The sequence below is a fragment of the Haloferula sp. genome (assembly GCF_049672945.1).
GTDB lineage: Bacteria > Verrucomicrobiota > Verrucomicrobiia > Verrucomicrobiales > Akkermansiaceae > Haloferula.
This window is the reverse complement of record NZ_JBATWY010000096.1, coordinates 1-20657: the sequence shown is the minus strand read 5'-3', so window position 1 is coordinate 20657 and position 20657 is coordinate 1. Positions and strand designations below refer to the sequence as shown.

Below are 20657 nucleotides of genomic sequence, written 5' to 3'. Positions count from 1 at the left end.
ATAATCTAATGGCAATCGAATTCAAAGCAAGAGTCCTCCTCGAACTCGGGGCTGAACTAATCAGCTCCGACGCTGTGGCATTTTATGAGTTGATTAAAAATGCGATCGACGCGCGATCGCCTTCAGTGACCATCTCGATCCATATCGCCCTACAGTTCACCGAGTATCAGGAGCTGTATAGGCAACTGATTGCCACCGAGAATATCGATTTTGATGATGCACACTTTCTCGACAGGGTTCGGGCTCGCATGGAGCCGGATGCCCAAGAGGAGGTTCGCCAGAAATTTCTGACGACCTTGGGGCATCCGCATACGGTATCGGCTGCGATGGAAGCGTTGGAGGAGGCATATCTGGCTGGGAGCTTTATCGTGGTCGCGGACAAAGGGCATGGGATGAACGCGGAGACTCTTCAGAAGGGATACCTGACGATCGGTACTCCGATGCGGCTCCTCTCGAAGAGTCGTTCAACTGAGGCAAATTGGAGCCACAAGTCCTCGCCCAGCGGCCCAACCCTTGGTGAAAAAGGGATAGGGAGGCTCGCCGCTATGCGGCTGGGTCATTATGTCCATGTGCAGACCGGCATGGAAGGCAATGACGGTGGCTCCGATCCACGGTGGATGATTCTGGAGTTGGATTGGCGAACGATTTTTAATGATCCCAATTTGGATTCGTCCGCCCTCGACTATGAACCAGAGAAAGGTCCGAAGAAACAGTCGGCCGGGGATCACGGAACGACCCTGACCATAAGATGCCTTCAGGGAGACTGGCACATCGACAAGATTCGGGAATTGGGGGCCACGCAGCTTGCGAAGCTGTCGGATCCCTTTGCCTCGGACTTCATCCACGAGTTGCTGGTGATCGAGCTTCAGGGCGGACGGGTTCTTCTCCCAGAATTCGAGAACAACAAATTGGAGAAGGCAGATGCGGTCTGCCGAGCCCGTCTTCAGAAGGTTGGCAAGGATGTGGGTTCGGAATCGGCGGAGGAACTAGAGTTGTCGATTGAGGTCAACTACCGGACCTTTGGAGCACATCGGATCTGGAATCTCAACGGCGAACATTTGGCAAGCTGCATCAAGGATCCGCCGGGCCGGCGCAGGAAGCCGAAAGCCAACGAATTGCTGCCGAATACTGACGCAATTCTGGCCGCACTCCCCCGGTTGGGACCGTTCGAAATGGAATTCCACTGGTTCAACCGGGGCCGCATCATGCGGGACGACTCGGACACCTGGGAGAATATCAAGGAATTTGTCAGAAGCTGGAGCGGGGGGCTTTTGGTCTATCGTGATGGGTTCCGAGTATATCCCTATGGCTCGCCTTCGGACGACTGGCTTGATCTGGACCGCAGCGCCCTTTCGGGCTCGGCTTACAAACTCAATCGTGCCCAGATCATTGGCTTCCTGAGAATTTCCCAAGAGGGGAATCCCGCCCTTCAGGATCAAACGAATCGAGAAGGATTCCGTGACTGTCCGGAGAAGGAAGCCCTTCGCAGGTTACTCCGACATGTGATCATCACGCATTGCAGACTATTCCTTGAAGACACGCTCAAATCCAATACCGAGGAGCCTCCTGAACAGATCGAATCGATCGAGAAGCGCGTCGGCGCCTCCGAACTGGTGGCGACCACGAAACTCTACGAGCTGCAAAAAAGAGTTCCAGAGGAGGCCGAGCCGATCAACGAGATTATCTTCCAACTCGGTGAGATCAGGGCGGCGTGGGAGCGTACAAAATCGACTATACGGAACCAGGAATCGGAGCTGGAGCAATATGTGCATCTGGCAGGCGTCGGACTTCAGGTCGAGTTCATCGCCCACGAGCTGAGTCGGGTGACAGGGGATGCCTTAAGATCCCTCAGAGACGACGACGTATTGAAAGACGAATCAGTCCGTCTGGGTCTTGAGATGCAGCTCAAAACGTTGGAAAAGCGGATACGTGTGCTTGACCTACTCAGTGTGCCAGGGAGGCAACGCAAAGCAATTATCGACGTGGAGAGCATCGTCACCATGCTTGTAGATATGCATGACGCTAAAATAAGGCGGCATGGCCTTGACGTCTCAATCCAGAAGCTTTCGGAGAGGCCGTTTCGTGCGAAGATTGAACAGGGTCAAATTCTGCAGATTCTGGACAATCTCTTCAGCAATTCATTCTATTGGTTGAACAACCGCTTCGACCGGAAGACCGAGCCGCGGATTATCATCACGCTCGATCCGCAGCAGCGGATGATCACTTTCGAGGACAATGGTCCCGGTGTTCAGCGTGACATGAGGGAGGACATTTTTAAGCCGTTTGTCACCACCAAGCCGCCTGGAGACGGCCGGGGACTCGGTCTTTTCATATCGCGGCGATTGGCGGAGTATAATGATGCGACCCTAAACTTGGGGCCTGCGGAGGAAGACGGGAGATCTCGTAAGTTTGAAATATCCCTCAAGAACACCAAGAGTTCATGATCATTGCCGATTTTGCGGATAAAGTCCGCGCCTTTAGCCCGGTTGTTGTTTTCATTGATGATGGATTCGCTCCAGCCAAGCTTGATCTGATCGACGCTGAGGACTGGGCTTCGCTTAGAACCGAATCCGCTGCGGGCTCACACGGCTGGACGAAACTGCAGGCTGAACACTTCCCCCTGCTCAAGACGGTGATGGATCTGAAGCGAGACGCTAAGGGTCTCTACAAGGCGTGGGAGCTCTACATGCAGGAGCCTGTAGAGTTTAAGCTGTTTGATCCAATTTTCAGGAAAATCAGAGCCGGACGAGAAGGAGCGGTTCGTCGGCTGCTTGAGCTTATTGGTTTCTTGGAGGGAGAGCTTCATCTAACGGTTTGCCGCCACCCTGACATCTCCAGCGCCGCGGACGACATTAGAAGGTCGAAATTGGTATTCCTTGATTTCTTTCTATATCAGCAATCGACCACTGCAAAGGCGATTGAGGACGTTAGGGCTTTCCAGGATCTTTTATCCAGTAAGATCGAGGAAAGAGGCGAGCAGTACAACCGGTTTCTTTTCTTGATCTCGACACAGCTGCCGGCTGCCGAATCGATCGAGAATTTCCGAAAGGCAGCAACGGTCAAAGCGGCTTTCTTCAAACCGGTTCCCAAAGACTCGCTAAGCAAGGACTGGTTCGTCGAAGCGTTCGGGAGAAAATTGCAACGGTATGACGACCTTCATCGTCTGGCTTCTTACCTAGAGGTTTTCTCGGAGCAGATGAAACTAGTCACCGAGAACCTGAGGACCGATCTGGAAGCTCTGGAACTCCACGATCTGGCGATTCTAGACCATATGCGTCTGAAGGCGGACGGGGAAAACCTCGGCAACTACGTGAGCTGGCTGATGTCGGAAGCGTTGGCGTCGAGAATCAGAGCTTCCGCTCCGATGCTCAAGGCTTCTGACGAAATGAGTGCGGTCCAACGACCGCCGTTCCACGGGATGCTGTCGCCAAATCAAGTGCTATTCAGCTGGTTTGCGGAAATCACCTTCGGTTTGCTGGGCACGAATGTCGGTGAAATTAAAGTGCAGTTCGGGGACGTCTATTCGGTCGCCGGAAAGGCTGATATTCCGACTGCGGCGTGCACCCTGGCTGATGAACGGGGCAAAAGCGCAGATGGAGTCCTTGCTACAATCGAAAGAGCGGCCAGCGAAAAGGAAATCGGCGATCCGTTCGCATCGGCACCCGCAGCGGAGTTTCCAGCGCCGGAGGCCGAACCGCCAGATCCACCTCCGAAAGGGGATCCTCATGTGTCGAAGATCCAGGACGTCGCCGATCAGGAGCTGGTTCTTATCATCGCGCCCGCATGTGATCTTCAGCGGGTAAAGAAGAACTATGAGGTGCTCTGTGTCCGAGGGGCCATCGTCACACAAACTCCCAACCTTTTCGACCTGATGGACCAGCGTAACTTTCTTGGCAAGGACAAGGCCTCCGGAAGGTACAAGCATCTGCTCCAACGCAATGTCGGCGGAAAGCCGAACTACCTATTGGTGGAATGGTATCCCGACAACATAACCACCATCCCCGTCACCGCACTGCAGAGCACCGGATACTCGCGTCTCGCCCGTTTGAATGAACTGTTCAGCCAGGAAATCAAAGAAGATGCCTTGCGTCAGGTGGGTAGGGTCGGCGTACCGGTTGATCCTGCATTCAACGTTGGCCTCGGTGCGACCATCGCCTACAGGCCAAAAAAGCAACCGAAGATTCAGATCGAGATTTCTGATTCAGAAACGATCTCGGGTCTCTTCACCTCAGGCAATGCTAACAATCACCCGAGGATTATCGTATCCGAGGAATTCATCGAGTTTTTTGAGGACTTGGTAGGAAAGATCGATCCTTCCACCGACGCCTCGCTGACAGACGTTTCCACCAAGTTTGAAGAGGGTCGCAAGGGTTTGTTGGAGAAGGGAGGGGAAGGCTTCGAACTTTCTAGCAACCAGTGCAAGATCGGTAAGGCGGGCTTCACCATCCATTACATGTCTGAATTCATAAGGATGTCAGGTGATGTCGGGTTCTGTGGCGTATACTTCTACCCGCGTGGATCGATCAAAGATCCAGAGGCTTAGGTCGCTGCGACTGGTCAGTTTTTGGCCTCTCATTGTCCTAGGCGGCCAGCACCATCGAAGGGTAAGCGGTGGTGGAGAAATACATCCCGGGTGCGGCTGTAGATGTCCATCCCCGACATGTCGGCGCGTTCCATCATGAGATTGAGCGGGCCGAAGTTTTTGCTTATGAAGGCGAGGATCTCCAGCGGGATGCACTCGACGCACGTTAGTGGATTGCCGCGTTGATCTTAGCTTCGAGGACTCGAAGGGTTTCGAGAATCTCTTCAAGCGTAAGCGTGGTCCCAGCCGCCTCTTGATTTCTCTTGCCGAGGTCGGACGTCAGGCTGCTTTCCGAAGGGGTTTGCGTTGGCGGGCACGCAGCCAGTTCGCTGGGGTTAGAGCGACGGCCTCGCTGGCCATCATGCTGGGTAAGCGGGTGAGCACGTCTTCGAGATACTCGCGGCTGTCGATGCCGAGGCGTCGGCAGTTCTCGACGATGGTGTAGAGGATGGCGGCTTTTTGACCGGCTTCCCGGCAGCCGATGAAGAGCCAATTTTTCGCACCGAGCTTGGTCGGGCGGATGGCGTTCTCGACGAGGTTGTTGTCGATCTCGATTCTGCCGTCGCCGAGATAGACTTCCATCCGGATCCACTGCGTGCGGGCGTAGTGGATGGCTTTGCCGACTTTGCTTTTGGGTAGGATGGCGCGCAGGGCGAGACGCTCGATGAGTTTGTCGAGGCGACGATGAATCATTCGGCTTTGCGAGGCGCGCACGGCTTCTCTCTGGGCGGGGCCGGCTTTGGCTTCGCGTAGCTGCTTTTCGATCCGGTAGAGGTGGCCGAGCTGACGTCCTGGAGAGTTCGCGGATGAGTGCAGCGGCGAGTGGGACGGAGGCCGTGTTGGCGATGTGGAGCTTGGCACCTCCCGGCAAAAGCACCGCCACACCATCGCCGGAACGTGTGACGGGGACTTCTACCTCGATAAAAGTCGAAGGATTCGGTGCGGGGAGCTTCGGCGAAGTATTCAGGCGGGTGCGTTTGTTTCGCCAAGCAGCAAAGGTCTGTATTTGACCCCATGGAGGGCGGCGAACTTTGGCCCGCTCAAGCCGCTGGCGTCATAGGCGCTGAGCAGCAAGGCCCGCTGCTCGGCAGTGTAGCGGAGCCGCCCCCGGCCATCGACCTTCATGAGAGATTCGTGCGTAGCAGTCATAATCTGCAAAGCTATGACTGCTATGCCCCGACACAGCGAGAAATACGGAACGGCGCTTCAGACCACGCTTACGCCAGAAACCAGTCAGCCACTCTGGGAACAGCTGGATACAGAATACCCATAATTTAACAGAATGAGGCATATGTCGCCTCTCAAGTTTTGCTGCGTGCGTAAGAAACCCTCATTCCACCCTGTTGGAGTCGATAGTGTTGGCCGCCCCCCTTTTCGAAGGGATTGGGAAGCCATTCAAATGTTGGCTCGGCAGAGAGCGCGTTCGTAATTCGAAGAATTCTCCACGGTTGATCAGGCGATCCAGCCTGTCGGCTCGCCGCCCGGATCTCACTGGTCCCAAGCTCGAATTGGGAGTCGTCACCTTGAGTTGCCTTGGCCTCGACATGCCACGTCTTTTTCCCGCAGCGAAACTTGAAGTCAAAGCCAAGCCCATCGTAGATTTCGTCCTTTCCCGCCGCGACATGTGGCAGGACCTTGAGGCTGAGTTCGGAAACCCAGGAGCTCCTCCTCACTGATTCCTTCCCAAATTCCTTTTGCAAGAATCGGTAGGCATGCATTTCTCCAACAATCCCAAGCAATTCCGTCAGCTCCTTCGATGGCCTTCGCGACGAAAGCTTGGCTCCTGTCCCTCCGCCACCCCCACCAGCTCTTCCAGGGCCAATGACCTTCAATGGCGTGAATTCATCGTCGATCGCCCGTGGCCCCACCGGCGGTGCAAGACTCTTGAGACCATCGAAAAGCTCCTTGTAGCTCCCTGTGCCCACTTCGAAAGAAGATCCAGCAACTTCAAATGTGCGTTTTTCTCGTTCCGCCTCCTGCTCAAGCTTAAGCCTCTCCTTTCTGTGCGCCTCGACGGTGGCAGCATCAATCCCGAGGTGAACCCGGATCTCATCGAGCGTCGAACAACCCTCGCATGCGGATTTGAAGCCGGGATCGTAGAAGAGATGCTGGGATTTTTCAATCAGTTTGGATTCGGGCCAGCTCATCAAGTAGGCGGAAGGGTCGAGATCAGCAGGTTGTTTTGGAGGCTCCTCAACCGTCGAGCTGCCTTCGGTCTTTTCCTTCCATGCCTTTCTAAAATCATGAAGTTTGAGCAGCGCTTGGCTGAACGCCTCCTTGTTGTCGGCTGCCAGCTCGTATGGATCGGGATCCACTGCTATTCCCATCGCTCCAAGGGCGACTCGAAACTCATGGACGCTTTTTGGCTCAGTGAGGGCTCGAAGCTCGTCGCCAAGAGCGTCGAGCTTTGCATACTCGGCGTGCAGTGCACAAAGCACTACCTGAAAAGGCACCTCCCACCATTGGTCCTTCCATTCAGCAGGTGCCTTGAACCCATGACGAGCTGACTCCATTTCCAGGAACAGACCGGACTTTCCTGACTTAATGGCGGAATCACGCGCAAGAGCGGATAGCAAGGGCGATACTTGATCAAGATATGCGTCAACTTGGTGCTTAACTACACGATTTTCGACCGACGAATAGCGATCCCCAAGAAAACCTAGAACGTCGTTCCAAGCTGGAAGCTGAGCACGATCTCCCAGCACCAACCAAGCAGCCTCACCCATCGCCCTGTCGGTCCGGCATCTTCGAGCAGTCGATAGGAGATCCTCGGCGGACCACTCATTAATTCTAGAATCAAGCCACTCTCTTAATCGCTCAATATCAATCCCGGCGGCATCAAGGCCTTCCTCGGAAACGCCCATCAATGCCAGAACAGGGCGGATCCGATCAATGATGATAGATACCGAACCCATCCAGCCCTGGCGCACGTCAGCAAGGGATTGAGCATCAATATCAGCATCTTCCATCGCCTGTTCAATCACCTCCAACGTGGGTGATGGGATGCCGGCCAAGGATTTAAGAATCAACCGAAGATCCTTGATCAAGTCTCGCCGACTCAGGGCTGTTTGAAGTGCTGGTGCCAGCTTATCATAGGCGAGCTCTGCATCCCGTCGAATGGCCAGCACCCCGTCCGGTAGCCACCATGCATCGGGATGACTGGAAGCCACTTCCTCCTCACCATCAATCAACTGAACTTCGATCGATTCACACAGGAGCAAGTAAGCGGTCTGGAGCCGACCAGCAGCTTCGTTCCATGCCTTTGTTGCCGTGCCGGCAGGATTACTTCCGCCATGTGCCGCGACCGCGAGAATAACGGGTGACAACCAAGCATATCCACTCTGCTCAAGCGGGATCACTCCATCCATCTCCGCGTCCCTACTCGCTCCATTAATCAAGATCCGCTCCTCAAGCTTCGAAGCCTGACGAATCTCCGTCTTCTCGCGCAATGGACCGACCAGGCGATGGGCATCTACGACATTCATCTCGAGGATCGGCTTATGGTGATCCATCAGGGCGCGGGTTCGCTCTTTGTGGTCCGGCAGAAAGACTCCCTGTAGTTGATCCAGCTCTAAATAAGTAAGTTTCCGCTGCCCTGTCCATGTCAGGAAGCCTCGCGGCAAACCTTTAGTCGGATCAAAATTTTTCCAGGCTGCTCGCAACTGGCCGATGAACGGATCAAAGCGCTCAATGGGTACACGTCGAGCCTTCCAGGAAGCGGCAAGTGAGTTCAACAGCTCAGGACCAATTTGATTATTTTCAACCGGGTAGATATTTAGACCAAGGCCGATAAGAGTCTTCCTAAGAAACAGATCAGATTCGACACTCTGTGCGATCTTGATCGGGAGCGGATCGAGGTGGGCATATCGCTGCTCATCCAGCAAGTAAGCCGGAATTAACCAGCGACGTTTCAATGGTTGATCTATTCTACTCCGGTCCGACAGCCATGTGTTAGATGAGAGCCAATGGTGAAGCGGAGACGGGATTTCTTTAGGATATTTCTGTCCTGATACTTTATCAATCGTGACGAACTCCCAGCCGGAAGGCCAGTGCGAGAAAGAAACAAAGAGCAGACGACTCAGAGCTTCGATTCCCTTTGTAGAGAGCCCCTCAAGAAAGGGCATTCCAGGGAAATGGAAAATCCCCGCAATCTCATAGGAAAACCATCCGTCGTGGTAAGGCCTCCATGTATTGCGTTTCCCCTGTCTCCATTTGTTCCATACCTCAACCGGAAATCCATCTGGTGCGGCTTTAGGAAGTTCATGGTTATTACAATCTGCCCCGAATTGAAACTCCGATACAGGTTGGAGCCTTAGCCCATCGAGAACTCCAGCCTTGTTGAACAGGTGACCTCTCCCTGCCACGGAAGTGCCCCAACGTGGATCATTTGGCGGGAGCAAAGCACTATCTCGGACCGCTATTGCACAGTCCTCTGGTAACTCGGAGGAATAATCCCACAAACAGTCACCAAGACGCCCTTCCCAACCAGGTCCGAATACGGCCTCTTCCATTGAACGCCAGCCGCCGTGACAGGCAACAGGCAGGTGTTTGATCAGTGACTCCAGCGTTGTCGATCCTTTCTCGCTAACGATTTCAAGCGCCCACGAAAAGATTTCCACACACCTGCGTCCTTCCTCACTGTCATGTGATGTCGGAAGCTCGGGGAGGGCTGGCAACACTACCTTGCGAAGCAAATCTATCCTGCTGAAGCCACGAACGAACCTATCTTCGAGAAACTTTTGCACGTCTGTCCGACTGTGTTGAGTTCCTTCATGCGTTATCACGTCCGGATGCAGGAACGCCACTGCACTCTCAAGAGCCTTGGGCACATCCCCTACGAGGTCTGCGGCATCATCAGCACCTTGAACAGGTTGAAAGAAGATGGTGGCACCACCAGTGACGCTCAACAATCGCCCATCCTGAGTCGGGATAAATTCACATTCAGCCAAAGGGTCGGACTTGGACGGTGTTGTCCAATTTCGTAAGTTCGACGGGAGAGTAAGAACAACACTTCTCAAGAATTCATCCCAGCTGCTCTTTACCTTTTCTGCCTTCACTTGGGCAGCAACGATCTGGATGGTTTTACACCACTCGACAGGGGATGGATTCCTTGATCCATTCATTGCTTCGATGATTGCCGTGACCGCCTTGTGGCGTCCATTGAGACTTTGGCTAACAATATGAAATCCGGCAGACTCTCGCCAAATGGAAGACTCAATGTGAGAGTCGTCGGAGATCGACGGCATGATTCTGGCATCCTTGGCAGCACACCAGCCGCCGTCGCAGTGAACAAGTGGTAGCTCATCCAAAATTCCATCCCGCTCCTTGGAACGCTCAAGCAATCGTTTCAGGAAACTCCACCCATTCCCAGCATCGCCGATAAGTTCCGTCGAGGCCAAAAGGTCCACGATTGCCCGGCCGTTCCGATCATCGGCAGCTCCTGCTGCCAGGTCCGTAATCACATCAAGGCAAAGATCGAGGATCCAATCAATGAGCAGCCTGTTATAGTGGTCCTTGAAATCGATCTGACGGCGATCGAGGGAGCCGTAGAATGGAGCATTGATCAGCGTCCTCGTGCCCGTGCCCATCGTTGTTGGCAAAAAGATCACGAAAACTCCATCCGTCGGTGAGGTGGTGTCCTCAACCGCGATACCGACCGTAGCCGTTCGGAGTTCAGGCCAGCGGTTGGGCAAGTGCTGGACCTTCTCACGAATGCATTGGGCCTCTGCGTCATGATCACCACCGAAGGTGTGACTCCAAACTTGGAATTCGCGCGGTTTGGAGTCCGCTGCGTCGGAGGGTGTGCATGTTACCGCAAGACATTGCTGGTGGACTCTGGTTGCGGTCGACAACTGAGTCTCTGAAGTGATCCTGCGCTCAAACGTTCGAGATACCTCATCAAGGCTTAACTCCAAGGTCTTGAGATTCGCTAGGAATACGGTCGCGCGCTCATCCAGTAGCTGCAGCTGCTCTTTGACGGTCTGAATCGCCCCCGCTCGGTCACCATCCCGGCCACCATCCAACCGAAGCCGAATGATTGTTTTGAAGCCCTTGTTGAGCAACCTCTCAACTTCGGGTGGTATTTCCTTGATCGGCAGCGGCAACAGGTAAGGAGACAGAAACTCCCTTGCTTCTTTTGCGACATCCAACCCTGAAGATAATCGTTCATGATACTGAGCCAGTTGCTCAGAGGACCAATCCAAGAGGGGGCGACTTTCGTCAAAAGGTGACCTGGCATCCAACCCTCTTTGGCTCAAATCAGCAGCAGCCATCGCCACCGAGTCACAGACGGCCGGATCGAAACGAAAGACGAACGCATCCTCGCCTACCGCAGGGGGTGTCGACCAAATTTCTGGAGAACTACAGACCTCAAGCACGCTCCTGAAGCCCAAGCCCTTGTTTCCAACACTCTTATTAGGGTCTTTCGGGCTTTGTCCCAATTGGCAAATTCCTTTGAAGTCTTTTCTGAGAAATGGCCTACCGCTGTTTCCTATCAGCAGAACCGGCTCAGGTGACGAAATGAGAACAAAGGAGATTTTGCGAGGATCTCCTTCTCCTGCATCCGCCAGCGCATCATGGGCGTTTTGTAGAAGTTCCAGAATGCAGCGCCCGCGATACTCCTGTGCGATCTGTCCACTCAGGCTGGTGACAGTTTGGTAGTTCGTCGTTCCGTTTTTAAGTTCGTCGAAGAATGTCTGAAGTTGGTCCTGGGCTTGATTGATGACTGCGCATAGTCTAGAGCCAAAACTGCCCTCAAACTTCCCTTGAGGTTCGGCGCTCTGCTCACTTGCGAGGGTGTGAGCTTGTGGGTAATCGTTCATCGGAGTTTATTTACTGCGCCATCTTATTGAGCCTTCGAATCGTAATGCAATTCCCGCTCAGCCCATGACTTGTTAGGTCATCGGATTTCCACGAGCCGACCTTGTGTGCAGAAGTGAATCCATGACGAACTGACGGTCAGTCCGTGTGCGCACATCGCTTCGCGATACGCTGCCAGCTGACCTGAGTATGAAACTGCGCGTTCCAACAGATTGGATCCGGGATAGGACTTGTGATCAATCAGCACCGCTCCCTTGTCGGTGATCAGCACAATGTCGATGAAGCCGGTGATGCGCTGGCCTTCCGCGTTGCGGTGGGTGAATGGCACTTCAACGAGAAATTCGGTCGGCTTGAACCGCTCGATCAAAATTTCGCGAAATGCGATGGTTGCGGATGTGATTTCCGCCGCCTCGGCGTTGATCTTGTAAGCCTCAAGGATGTCGTGAGCGTGGGTTTGGAATTCCGGGATGGCTGGGTCAATGAGATGAGCCGCCAGGATCGCGTGGAGGGCATTGCCGAGGTCACGGTCGTTCTGTCCAGGCGCGATGCGGATGGGCTTGCCGCATACCAAGTCTTCGCCGATCGCGACATTTACAAGCGATGGAAGTCCAGAAGGTGTGAGTTCGGCTGGAGGAAATTTCTTGGGAGTGAGAGGCGGTGCAAACCACTTCACTGTGGGTTCCGCGACAAGGCTCGAATCGTCCTCGCCAGACGTGAGATGACGGAACCTGCGCCGGACTCCGTCCACGGTATCTTCCTTCGTGGTGGGAGCAGGAAGTTGCAGGGCCGGACATTCTACGCCCGGTGGTAACCAGGGATCCTTTTTCCCATCCAATGGGAAGATGAGGAAGTCGCGGGCACGGGTCATGACGACGTAGTGGAGCCGCGATTGCTCGGCACTGGCGTCTTCAAAGGCTCTCTTTCCTGTATCGGATGTCTCGACCACGTCTTTGAGCGGAACATCTTTCCCCTGGGCTCCGAATGGATAAGGCCAGAAACGGATCCGGCGTCCCGCCAGTGGATTGTCAGGATCAAAGTCGGGCGGCGACACCGCGAGCGGGCTGTTCCAGATACGCGGACGTGGTTCCTCTGGCAGATCGAGGCAAATAACGACCGGCCATTCGAGTCCCTTCGATCCATGCCACGTCATCACCTGCACTGCATCCGCGCTTTGATCGAGGGCGCTGTGGTCTTTACCAGATGAGGCGAGGGTTCCACACCAGATGAGGAAACCCGCATGGCTCGCGGCGACACTGGCGGAGAGGCATCCGGCTTCGTATTCGGCGGCGAGTCCGCGCAGCGTCTCCAGATTCGCTCGGCGGGTGCTGGCCCGGGTGGCGTCCCATTGGGAAGCGATGCCGGACAGATCTCCGTGAATCATCACCGCATCCAGCAGTTCGGATGGTGTTAGCATCTTCATACGTGCTCGCAGGTGCGAAATGCGTCCGAGTACCGGACTTGATAGATCCCCATCAAGACCCCACTGGCCTTTCGACTGTTCCGCGACCCATGTGAGACGGTTCTCTAGCCAATCCTCGACGTCGCGACTTTCCTCCAAAGTGAGAATTTCCGCCACGGCCAACGAATCACGGTCGTCGCTGAGCCAACGTAGACAAGCGAGTGCGAGAACAGCCTCGGGCGAGGACATGAGCCCCTCGGTCCGGCGTGCGGCGGGGATGCCACAACGTTGGAGTCGGGCGGCGATGTTGGATGCCTTGGTATTGCTGCGGCAAAGAACGGCGATGTCACGCCAGCGCAAGGGGCGGGGGAACTCCTCTCCATCTGTCTGAAGATCCTTGTCACCGACCTTCATGCCGCTGTCCATCAGGTCTTGGATGCCGCGCACGATGCAGGATTCGAACTCGGAGCCGTTGATGGCCGCCAGCGCACCGCTTTTGATTGTTCTGTGGCTCGACACCGACCACAACTCGATGGCTGGCGATAGTGCGGGATGCCCCTTGCGGTGGGCGTGGAGCTCCACTTCATCGCGGCTGATGCCATTGGTGGAAGCGAAGATGTCAGGAAACAGCCCGTTGAAAAAATCCACCAGCTCCGGGCGGTGTCTGCGGGATGTGCTGAGTGTATTGGGCTGATCACCGGTGCGGAATTTTTTCTCGGCCTCCTGCATCAGCACCGGATCACATCCACGGAATCCGTAGATGGACTGCTTGGTGTCACCAACCCAGTGGGTCTCGCTGACGAGTCCGGCAAGCTCCATGAACAGGGCCAGTTGGATAGGGCTGGTGTCCTGGAACTCGTCCACGACGAGCAGGTCGTATTCCTCTGCCAGGCATTCCCGCACGTGTGGCCGCCTCAGAAGATCCAGAGTGAGCACTTCAAGGTCGGTGAAGTCCAGCATGCCCCGCGCCTTCTTGCGATCTTGATAGATTTCGAGCGCATCGGCCGCGAGTCGGAAGATCCGCGTGGTGTAGGTCTCGATGTCCGCTCGAAGTTTTGGATGTTCCTCGACCCGCGAGGCGGCCTGGTTGACTACAGCCAGATGAGGTTGACTGGCTTTCGCCGCCTTGAGCTTTGCGAGTCTGCACCAATCCGCCCACGTAAAGTCACGTTTGCGCAAGGCGGAGAGCGCCTGTTCGAGGGATTCCAAGCTACCGGCGGTCACCTTGGTCTCGTCTCCATTCCCGGAAATGGCTGCTATCGCCGTCTTGATGGCTGAGATCAACGGTGCCTCAAGTTCAGCGCTGGTGGCGGCAGGCAATTGACTGCACAGCTCCGCCACGCTTTGAAGCGCCATTTGTTCCAGATCCGAAGCATGGATCGCATTCGAGCGGGCGCTGGAGATGACGTCTCGGACTTGCTGCCGCCATTTGGACTCCGAGGTCCGAGCATCGGTTTGGCCTAGTCTACGGCAGAGGCGCTCCATGTCACCGATGTCGGTCAAGCTGAAGCATTCCTCAATGGCCCCTCCCAACAAAATGCCTTCAAGGGTCTCGTCCAGAACCCTCAGCCGTGGAGAAATACCGGCATCGAATGCGAAGCGGCCCAAGATGCGGACGCAGACAGAGTGCACTGTGCCGATGAGTGATTCCTCTACTCTCAATGCCGCATCCTGTTGGTGATCCTTGAGCAGACGCGCGCGCACGCGCTCGGTGAGTTCCGAGGCAGCTTTGATGGTGAAAGTGGTGGCAATGAACCCTCCTGGCCGACATTTCGCGCTACCGAGCGCCTCGGCAATAATTTCGCAGAGTTGGTGGGTCTTGCCCGTGCCAGCGCCGGCACCCGTGATTCGAATATTCATGCTCATGGATTCACCTCCCATCCTGTGAGAAACTGATAGTCGTCGTAGCGGGGCGCTTTGACGTCGGTCTGCCATTCTTCGTGAGGCGGTGTCGAGGATGGGCTGTCCCCCTCGCCATCAGTCGGTTCTATCCCTTTGTCCGGAATTTCGATCCAACCGGCGTCCAGTTGTCCGCGACGCCATCGCCAGACATCCAGAAATGTGTGCCACGTGGCTTCAGGTCCTGGTTCTAAGCTCTTACATGGAACCACCCTCGCATCCGGGAAAAAGGAGGCATCCTGAGCGAGTAGGGTGCTGTTTCTGAGAATGAAGTAAGCAGTGGCAGGCCAATCGCCGCCGTGCTTTGAGCGGATCAAATGACTGTAAGTCGCCAGCTGGAGGGCGGTATTTTTAGCCAGCTCAGAGCGCTTGGCAGCGGCTTGTCCGAACTTGAGATCCACCACGGCGAGGCGACCTGAGCCATTGGTGGCAAGCAAATCGATGTTACCGCGAATGGTGGTATCTTCCATCTGCAGGGGATCCTCATGGACGTCCGCTTCTGCTGAAACTACCCCGGCCTTCCTCATTTGGCCCAGAAGTTCCCAAATGGATCGGCGGGCATCCTCCAACAACCGGCGACCTTCGGTCAGACTTCCGGGTAGCAGGAAATTAGCGCCTTCGATTTCCAGCAGGGTGTACCAGAGATTGTTTAACCATGAGTCGAACTCCGGTTTGCCGACGGTGAGCCATTGGATCGGACAAGAGTCCTCCAACAGCCGTTCGATCACTCGGTGGAGCAAGTTGCCTCGCTGTGCTGCTAGGTTGATTTCCATGAAAGCGCCTTTCCGGAGATTTGCCTTGTAGTAGAACACCCATTCGAAAGGGCGGTGGATGAACTTTGTCGTGCTGGAATAGGATTCCTCTGGACGTGAGCCAAGGTGCGCGGTCGGCGAGATCCGGACCCAACGTTTCTTTGCCGGTAGCGGTTTCACCTGTCTCTGGATTTTCACCTGAGAGGTAACAGCTGCAAGCTCGTCCCGATCGAGATCTTTGATAGGGATCGACGGAAAAGAAGCACGCAGGATGGTTAGAATGGGATGAGGTTCCACCTGTTCGAGTCCTCGTTGCCGAGGCCACAACAAGACGATACTACGGGATGCTGCGAGGAAGGGACGCCGAGCTGCTGCCTGGGCCAATGCGAGTAGAACTTCCGGAGTCTGATGGTGGACGCCGATTCCTTCCATGTAGTTCCGTTCTGTGAGCGTCCAGTCCATGGGCAGCTGTATGGCGTGCGCCTCGAAGCCCCACCAGATCACGGAGTCTGCGGACTCGATGATGGCACCGGGGTTGGCCGGCGATTCAGGGGAGCCAAGTTCGGATTCTCTGTCGCCCGCGACTGTACCGCCGCCCATTACCTGTTCACGAATGATCGAGAGTTCCTCCGGGGAGACGTTGGGGATTTTTTCTAGGATTTCGGCGAGTTCAACCGCGATGGATGAAAGTGTGGCATAGTGGCGTGCAGTGGCTGGATCCGATGAAGTGGCAGTGCGCCTGCCCGCCCAATCGCCGACTTGCTTGGCGGTTTCCGCTAATGCCGCGCCGGAAGCCCCAGTCTGCCGGGGGGAACGATCAATCATGATCCACTGCGCAAGATCGCTATCAATCCGGTCGAGTCTGGTGGTGAGGTCCGCTTGCGTGAGATCCTCATCGCTGCGTAGTTTTTCACGCTGCATCTCGATGGCATCATTCCATACGTGGGAGCCGATTCCCGGGTGACTGGAAACCGCTTTAGCTAGAGCATGGCGCAGGGAGCTCCCGATAGGGCAGACCGGATGGGTGAGAAATTGCAGCAGCACCGAAGGATCGGGCGGATCCCAGCGCATCTCTAACGCCAGCCCGAGAACCTGCATTGTCGGGCGCAGGCAGGACGGGCTGCCCATTGCGGGTGCCGGCGTCGCGAGGACGTTCAATGCATCGGTTAGGATGATGCCGGGGGCACTCGACAGAAGAACACTGCTAGGGGAGTCTGACTTCACCAGATGAGCGTTCGCCTGAGCCAGGGTTACCTCGGAAAACGCGGAGGCGAAGATGATCGAATCGTCGGCCGGGTTCCAAGTTTGTCCTGAGACGTCATGTCCCGTGAGACAATCTTGAACCAGCCGCAGGTTTGATCCGACGGGCGCATCCTCATAGGTGGGATCGCAACCAAAACGCGCACCCAAATCGTCGAGCAGTAGACGAAGCAACAATGGGAGATGTTCGGCGGCTTCAATGCATTCGATGGTCGGGAGCCCCTGAGGCTTGCGGCTTAGCGCACCGCGAATCCTCTCGATCCTGTCAGCGATCCCTGTGGTGAGACGCCCCTCGGCGAGTCTCTCGACTTCGCAAAAATCCTTCAGCCGCGCCGGTGCCGAATCCATCTCACCGCCATTCCATCCCGCCATTCGGAGATGATCGCGCATCTGCAACAGCCGGGACGCCGTCCCCCAGCGATCAACCCTCAGCGACTCAGTGAAAAAACGATCCTCCTCTGATGAGGCATGTTCGAGGACTTTGAGGAACTGGGCAATCCGCGTGACAACTCCCACAGCGGTTTTCGGCAGGCCGAGGCGCAGTTCCAACACGTCCACCAATCCCAGAGGACCGCAGAAGAGATGATCAAAAACAGGCTTTGATGGACGGCAACCATCCAACGAGAGGCCGAAAGTTGTTTTCATCCGGTTGTAGAGGAGATTCTAGAATTGGAAGACTCTCGGAAACGCTCCTTCCGGTTTCAATGAGAAAGCCCGGCTAATTGAGAATGGGCGGGACAATGAGACTAAGCCCCCCAAGGCGAAGAGTGCAAAGATTTCCGAAGCGACACCATCGCCGCCTAACTCCGACTTCTCGTATGGGCCTTCCACAAAGGCCCACTCCGACAGTTTCGTGTAAGGAAACGTTTCGAGGCTGAACTGATGCACAGCGTCACCGGCTGCTGGTAGGTGAACAACTTCGTTGCTAGGCCCTACGACGCCTGACGCGTTGATCCGTGGACATCTCGTCAACTCGCCATGACGAATTGATGAACCAGATAGGAAACTCGGTTCTTGCTCCTTTGGAACAGAATGCAGGAGATTGCTGTAATCCTGTCAGTAGTCGAAGAAACTGCGGCACGAATTGCAGAAGTGATTGGCAGGCGCGGATCCCTTTGGAAGGAGCTTGAACCGAGTGGTAGCAGTTGCGAGGCTGATGCAGCGACCGACAATGCCAACTCCTACCTTGGCGGTATCATCAGACTGACATTGGGGACATGAGGTAATCTTGATCATTATTCTTGTACCAGGGTTTGAGTGAGAATGCTGATGGCTCGATCTGCCCCTCTAAAGGTCAATCCTCGCTGGGGGTTTGTATATATGCAACGATCAGATCCGAGGACTGGCTCAATGGAGAGCTGTTCGTCGTCGAGAGCTACCCAGTTCTGGACTTCGGGGTGGGTATCTAGCCAGCGTTGGATCTCCAGGCCCCTCGCGTGAATGCGTTTGTAGTTGGGTTCATTGCGGATGTCAGGAGTGGCATCGATGGCAAGGTCAGCCGGGAAGTCATGAGCAAGCCATTGCTCGTGAAGCCGGTTCACATGTTCGGGGTATCTCCAAGTGGAGGAGAAGACAACTCGGAGCCCATTGACGGCACCGATGATACGTCTGAACGCGTCTACGCAGTGTGGAGTGAATTGAGGAGGCGTGTGTTCTCCCTCAGGGTAGGCGATGAGCACGCCGTCGATGTCGAGGAAGAGAATGGGCGCGTGGCTCATTTTGGAATCATGAGGGTGGGGGTGGGACAAGCGTGGGGGGCGATGAGAGAAACTAGCCGATCTAACTCGACGGCTTCTCGATCACCGCCAGCAGCTGCCTCGCCCGGCTGACTTCCATGAATCAGATCAGAATAAGTTGCGTGATTCTCCGGTTGGTCGTCTGCGGGAGGTCAAAAGGTCGTCCCGTTGATTTTTGTTTCGAGGACTCGAAGGGTTTCGAGAATCTCTTCAAGCGGCGGAGGCGGCTGAAAGAACATCTGAGTCATGGCGTCGTGGTCCTTTTGCAGTTCGGTGAGACGGGATGCATCGGGGATGGGTTTGGGTCTTTAGGCATCGTTGCTAGCGATTTGGCGGAAGTGGGGACGCATCCAGGCGGGAACCTTTATGATGTCCTGAAGGAGTTGCTTGCGAGCTCTGGCCGGAAGGTGGGCTCGAACTCGGTTCAAGTGATCGTCGGTGACTCGTTCCTTTCCGACATCCCGGAGCGCTTGGGCGACAAGTCCACTGCTGCGGCCGGCGAGGCTGAGGAGGCGGCCGGTATTTCGACGAAGATCGATCTGGAGCTTGCCGAGGGTCAAACGGGTTGGGGCACCGTCGGTGTGATAGACGAGCCGGGCGGGAACCTGAGTGCTGAGTCCGAGCTGGTTGGCGGCGAGGGCGGGTGAGGGGAGCAGGCGGAGATTACGCTTGTGAGCGATGGCGTCCACGACGGCATCGGTGCCTGCTCCGACTTGTCCGAGCAGCGGGTGGGTATGGGGCTGATCGTAGAGCCCGTGGCTAATGCGGCGGATCTTGCCGCTGCGTTGGAGGCGGGTCAGAGCCATGCCGATGGAACAGTCATCGCCTAGGTCGGAGAAATCGTTCGGAGTAAACGCCCAGCCCCGTCCTTTCGCGGCGATGCGGCGAAGGATCTGTTTTGGATGGGTGGTGGTGGCGCACTTCGTGTTGAAAACAATGCATGGTTATTTCAACAATGTAAGGGTGGTTTTTCCTCTGCGACGGTTGTTCTAGGGTCTGGCTGTTCATGGAGCCTCCGCTTCACCCGTGATCGATGAATCATCAGGATTTCCCTCCCCCTGCGCTTGTCCTAGCCTCCCCGTCATCCTCCCTTCGTTATGTATTCACTTTCAGAAATCGCCGGGATCCTAGGAAGGGACCGGGTCACCCTGCTTGGCTGGGTGAAACGCTTCGAGTTGCCGGTCTTCAGCAAGGGCGGGTATCCGGAGTGCTACATGTCTTTCATTCGGAGCATCGTCTACTTGCGATTGTCACAGGTCACCGAGAGCCAGATTATCGAACTCTGGAAGCTGGAGTTCAAGCTGCTGCGCATCCTCCATGCCGACAGTCTTGGGTCGGCGACGTGGATGATCGATGGTCACAAGCAGACCGGGCATGAGGACCGCCGGCTTTTCCTCAGCCGTTACGATTTGGGTACCGAACTCCGATCCTCAGCGGTGCAACCCGGATTGGATTTCTCCGAGTCGGAAAGCGAACTGTTTGCCGGGCTGGAAATGGGCGAGGATACCCTCCGTCTGCTGGACTCCTACATGAAGCTCCTCGATCCCATTCAACAAAGACTTCGTGAGCAGGCACCCATCCTGATCGCTGCGGGACGGTGGGCGAGAGGTGGTGGGTGGTAGTAGCGCCTCCTTGCAATCCCTAGAAGTCGACGATCTGGCCGACGGCTTTCTTCCGTCATTCTCCATCCTCCGGCGGTGGTGCGTCGAAGGGTAGACGGTAGTGGAGAAACACGTCCCGGGTGCGGTTGTAGATGTCCATCTCCGACATGTCGGCGCGTTCCATCATGAGATTGAGCGGGGCGAAGTTCTTGCTGATGAAGGCGAGGATCTCCATTGGATTGCACTCGACGCAGGTAAGTGGCTCGCCGAGACGTTTGACGCTGCTGAGATTCGGCATTAGGCAGAGGGTCATCATGGTCAGGGTCTCGGCGCGGAGGTCGCAGAAGTAGAACCAGTAGGGCCAGACACGGTAGAGTTCTTGGTAGAACTTCCGAACCTCCGGGATGCCGTAGAGTTCGGCGGGATCATTGTCGTACCCCTGGACAATAAACTGGAAGCGACCCATCAGGGCGGCAAGTTTCGGGCCTTCGGGTAGGGAGTCCCTGCCGTAGAGTTTTAGGAAATGGTCAAACTTGCGCTCACGGATCTGCGCCTTGTTGAAGACGATGATGATCGGGTCGCTGTCGTTGGCGGTGTTCACGGTCAGTT

General features: G+C 55.6%; 10 protein-coding genes and 1 pseudogene. 3 read left to right on the top strand and 8 right to left on the bottom strand.

The genetic code is table 11. From position 1 onward, the window contains the following. Positions 1–8: 8 nt before the first annotated feature. A complete protein-coding gene (locus tag WBG04_RS08450; protein ID WP_424313968.1) occupies positions 9–2444 on the top strand; it encodes a sensor histidine kinase in 2436 nt (811 codons plus the stop codon). Continuing rightward, a complete protein-coding gene (locus WBG04_RS08445) occupies positions 2441–4543 on the top strand; it encodes a hypothetical protein (protein WP_424313967.1) in 2103 nt (700 codons plus the stop codon). The genes WBG04_RS08450 and WBG04_RS08445 overlap by 4 nt, the downstream gene beginning before the upstream one ends. A 318-nt stretch (positions 4544–4861) precedes the next feature. Here WBG04_RS08445 and WBG04_RS08440 read toward each other — a convergent pair whose 3' ends face one another. From WBG04_RS08440 to WBG04_RS08410, 7 genes are all read right to left on the bottom strand, one after another. Beyond that, a complete protein-coding gene (locus WBG04_RS08440; protein WP_424313966.1) occupies positions 4862–5443 on the bottom strand; it encodes an IS66 family transposase in 582 nt (193 codons plus the stop codon). A gap of 102 nt (positions 5444–5545) precedes the next feature. Then, positions 5546–5731 (bottom strand): hypothetical protein, encoded by a 186-nt coding sequence (locus WBG04_RS08435; RefSeq protein WP_424313965.1) that lies wholly within the window; start codon positions 5729–5731, stop codon positions 5546–5548. 152 nt (positions 5732–5883) lie between these two features. Next, positions 5884–11403, bottom strand: coding sequence for a sacsin N-terminal ATP-binding-like domain-containing protein (locus tag WBG04_RS08430; RefSeq protein WP_424313964.1), 5520 nt, complete (start codon positions 11401–11403; stop codon positions 5884–5886). Between the two features lie 77 nt (positions 11404–11480). After that, complete coding sequence (locus WBG04_RS08425) at positions 11481–14666, bottom strand: UvrD-helicase domain-containing protein (RefSeq protein WP_424313963.1); 3186 nt, start codon at positions 14664–14666, stop codon at positions 11481–11483. Further along, the gene (locus tag WBG04_RS08420; protein WP_424313962.1) at positions 14663–17356 is read right to left on the bottom strand and encodes a PD-(D/E)XK nuclease family protein; all 2694 of its coding nucleotides are present in this window, start codon (positions 17354–17356) and stop codon (positions 14663–14665) included. Before WBG04_RS08420 ends, WBG04_RS08425 begins: the two co-directional genes overlap by 4 nt. A 590-nt stretch (positions 17357–17946) precedes the next feature. Beyond that, positions 17947–18429 carry an HAD domain-containing protein gene (locus WBG04_RS08415; RefSeq protein ID WP_424313961.1) on the bottom strand — a complete coding sequence of 161 codons (483 nt, stop codon included), beginning with the start codon at positions 18427–18429 and terminating at the stop codon, positions 17947–17949. A 326-nt stretch (positions 18430–18755) separates the two neighbouring features. Continuing rightward, positions 18756–19340, bottom strand: a complete 585-nt coding sequence (locus WBG04_RS08410) for a DUF6088 family protein (RefSeq protein ID WP_424313973.1) — start codon at positions 19338–19340, stop codon at positions 18756–18758. Between the two features lie 204 nt (positions 19341–19544). On the opposite strand from WBG04_RS08410, the gene WBG04_RS08405 reads away from it, so the two are divergent. Further along, positions 19545–20069 carry a hypothetical protein gene (locus WBG04_RS08405; RefSeq protein ID WP_424313960.1) on the top strand — a complete coding sequence of 175 codons (525 nt, stop codon included), beginning with the start codon at positions 19545–19547 and terminating at the stop codon, positions 20067–20069. A gap of 55 nt (positions 20070–20124) precedes the next feature. Here the strand turns inward: WBG04_RS08405 and WBG04_RS08400 are convergent. Beyond that, positions 20125–20657 (bottom strand): annotated as a pseudogene (locus tag WBG04_RS08400) (hypothetical protein); the annotation flags it as partial.

Coding starts and splice junctions, on each gene's coding strand:
- WBG04_RS08445 (WP_424313967.1), top strand. CDS start 2,441: ATGATCATTGCCGATTTTGCGGATAAAGTCCGCGCCTTTAGCCCGGTT.
- WBG04_RS08425 (WP_424313963.1), bottom strand. CDS start 14,666: ATGAGCATGAATATTCGAATCACGGGTGCCGGCGCTGGCACGGGCAAG.
- WBG04_RS08450 (WP_424313968.1), top strand. CDS start 9: ATGGCAATCGAATTCAAAGCAAGAGTCCTCCTCGAACTCGGGGCTGAA.
- WBG04_RS08420 (WP_424313962.1), bottom strand. CDS start 17,356: ATGAAAACAACTTTCGGCCTCTCGTTGGATGGTTGCCGTCCATCAAAG.
- WBG04_RS08430 (WP_424313964.1), bottom strand. CDS start 11,403: ATGAACGATTACCCACAAGCTCACACCCTCGCAAGTGAGCAGAGCGCC.
- WBG04_RS08415 (WP_424313961.1), bottom strand. CDS start 18,429: ATGAGCCACGCGCCCATTCTCTTCCTCGACATCGACGGCGTGCTCATC.
- WBG04_RS08405 (WP_424313960.1), top strand. CDS start 19,545: ATGTATTCACTTTCAGAAATCGCCGGGATCCTAGGAAGGGACCGGGTC.
- WBG04_RS08435 (WP_424313965.1), bottom strand. CDS start 5,731: ATGACTGCTACGCACGAATCTCTCATGAAGGTCGATGGCCGGGGGCGG.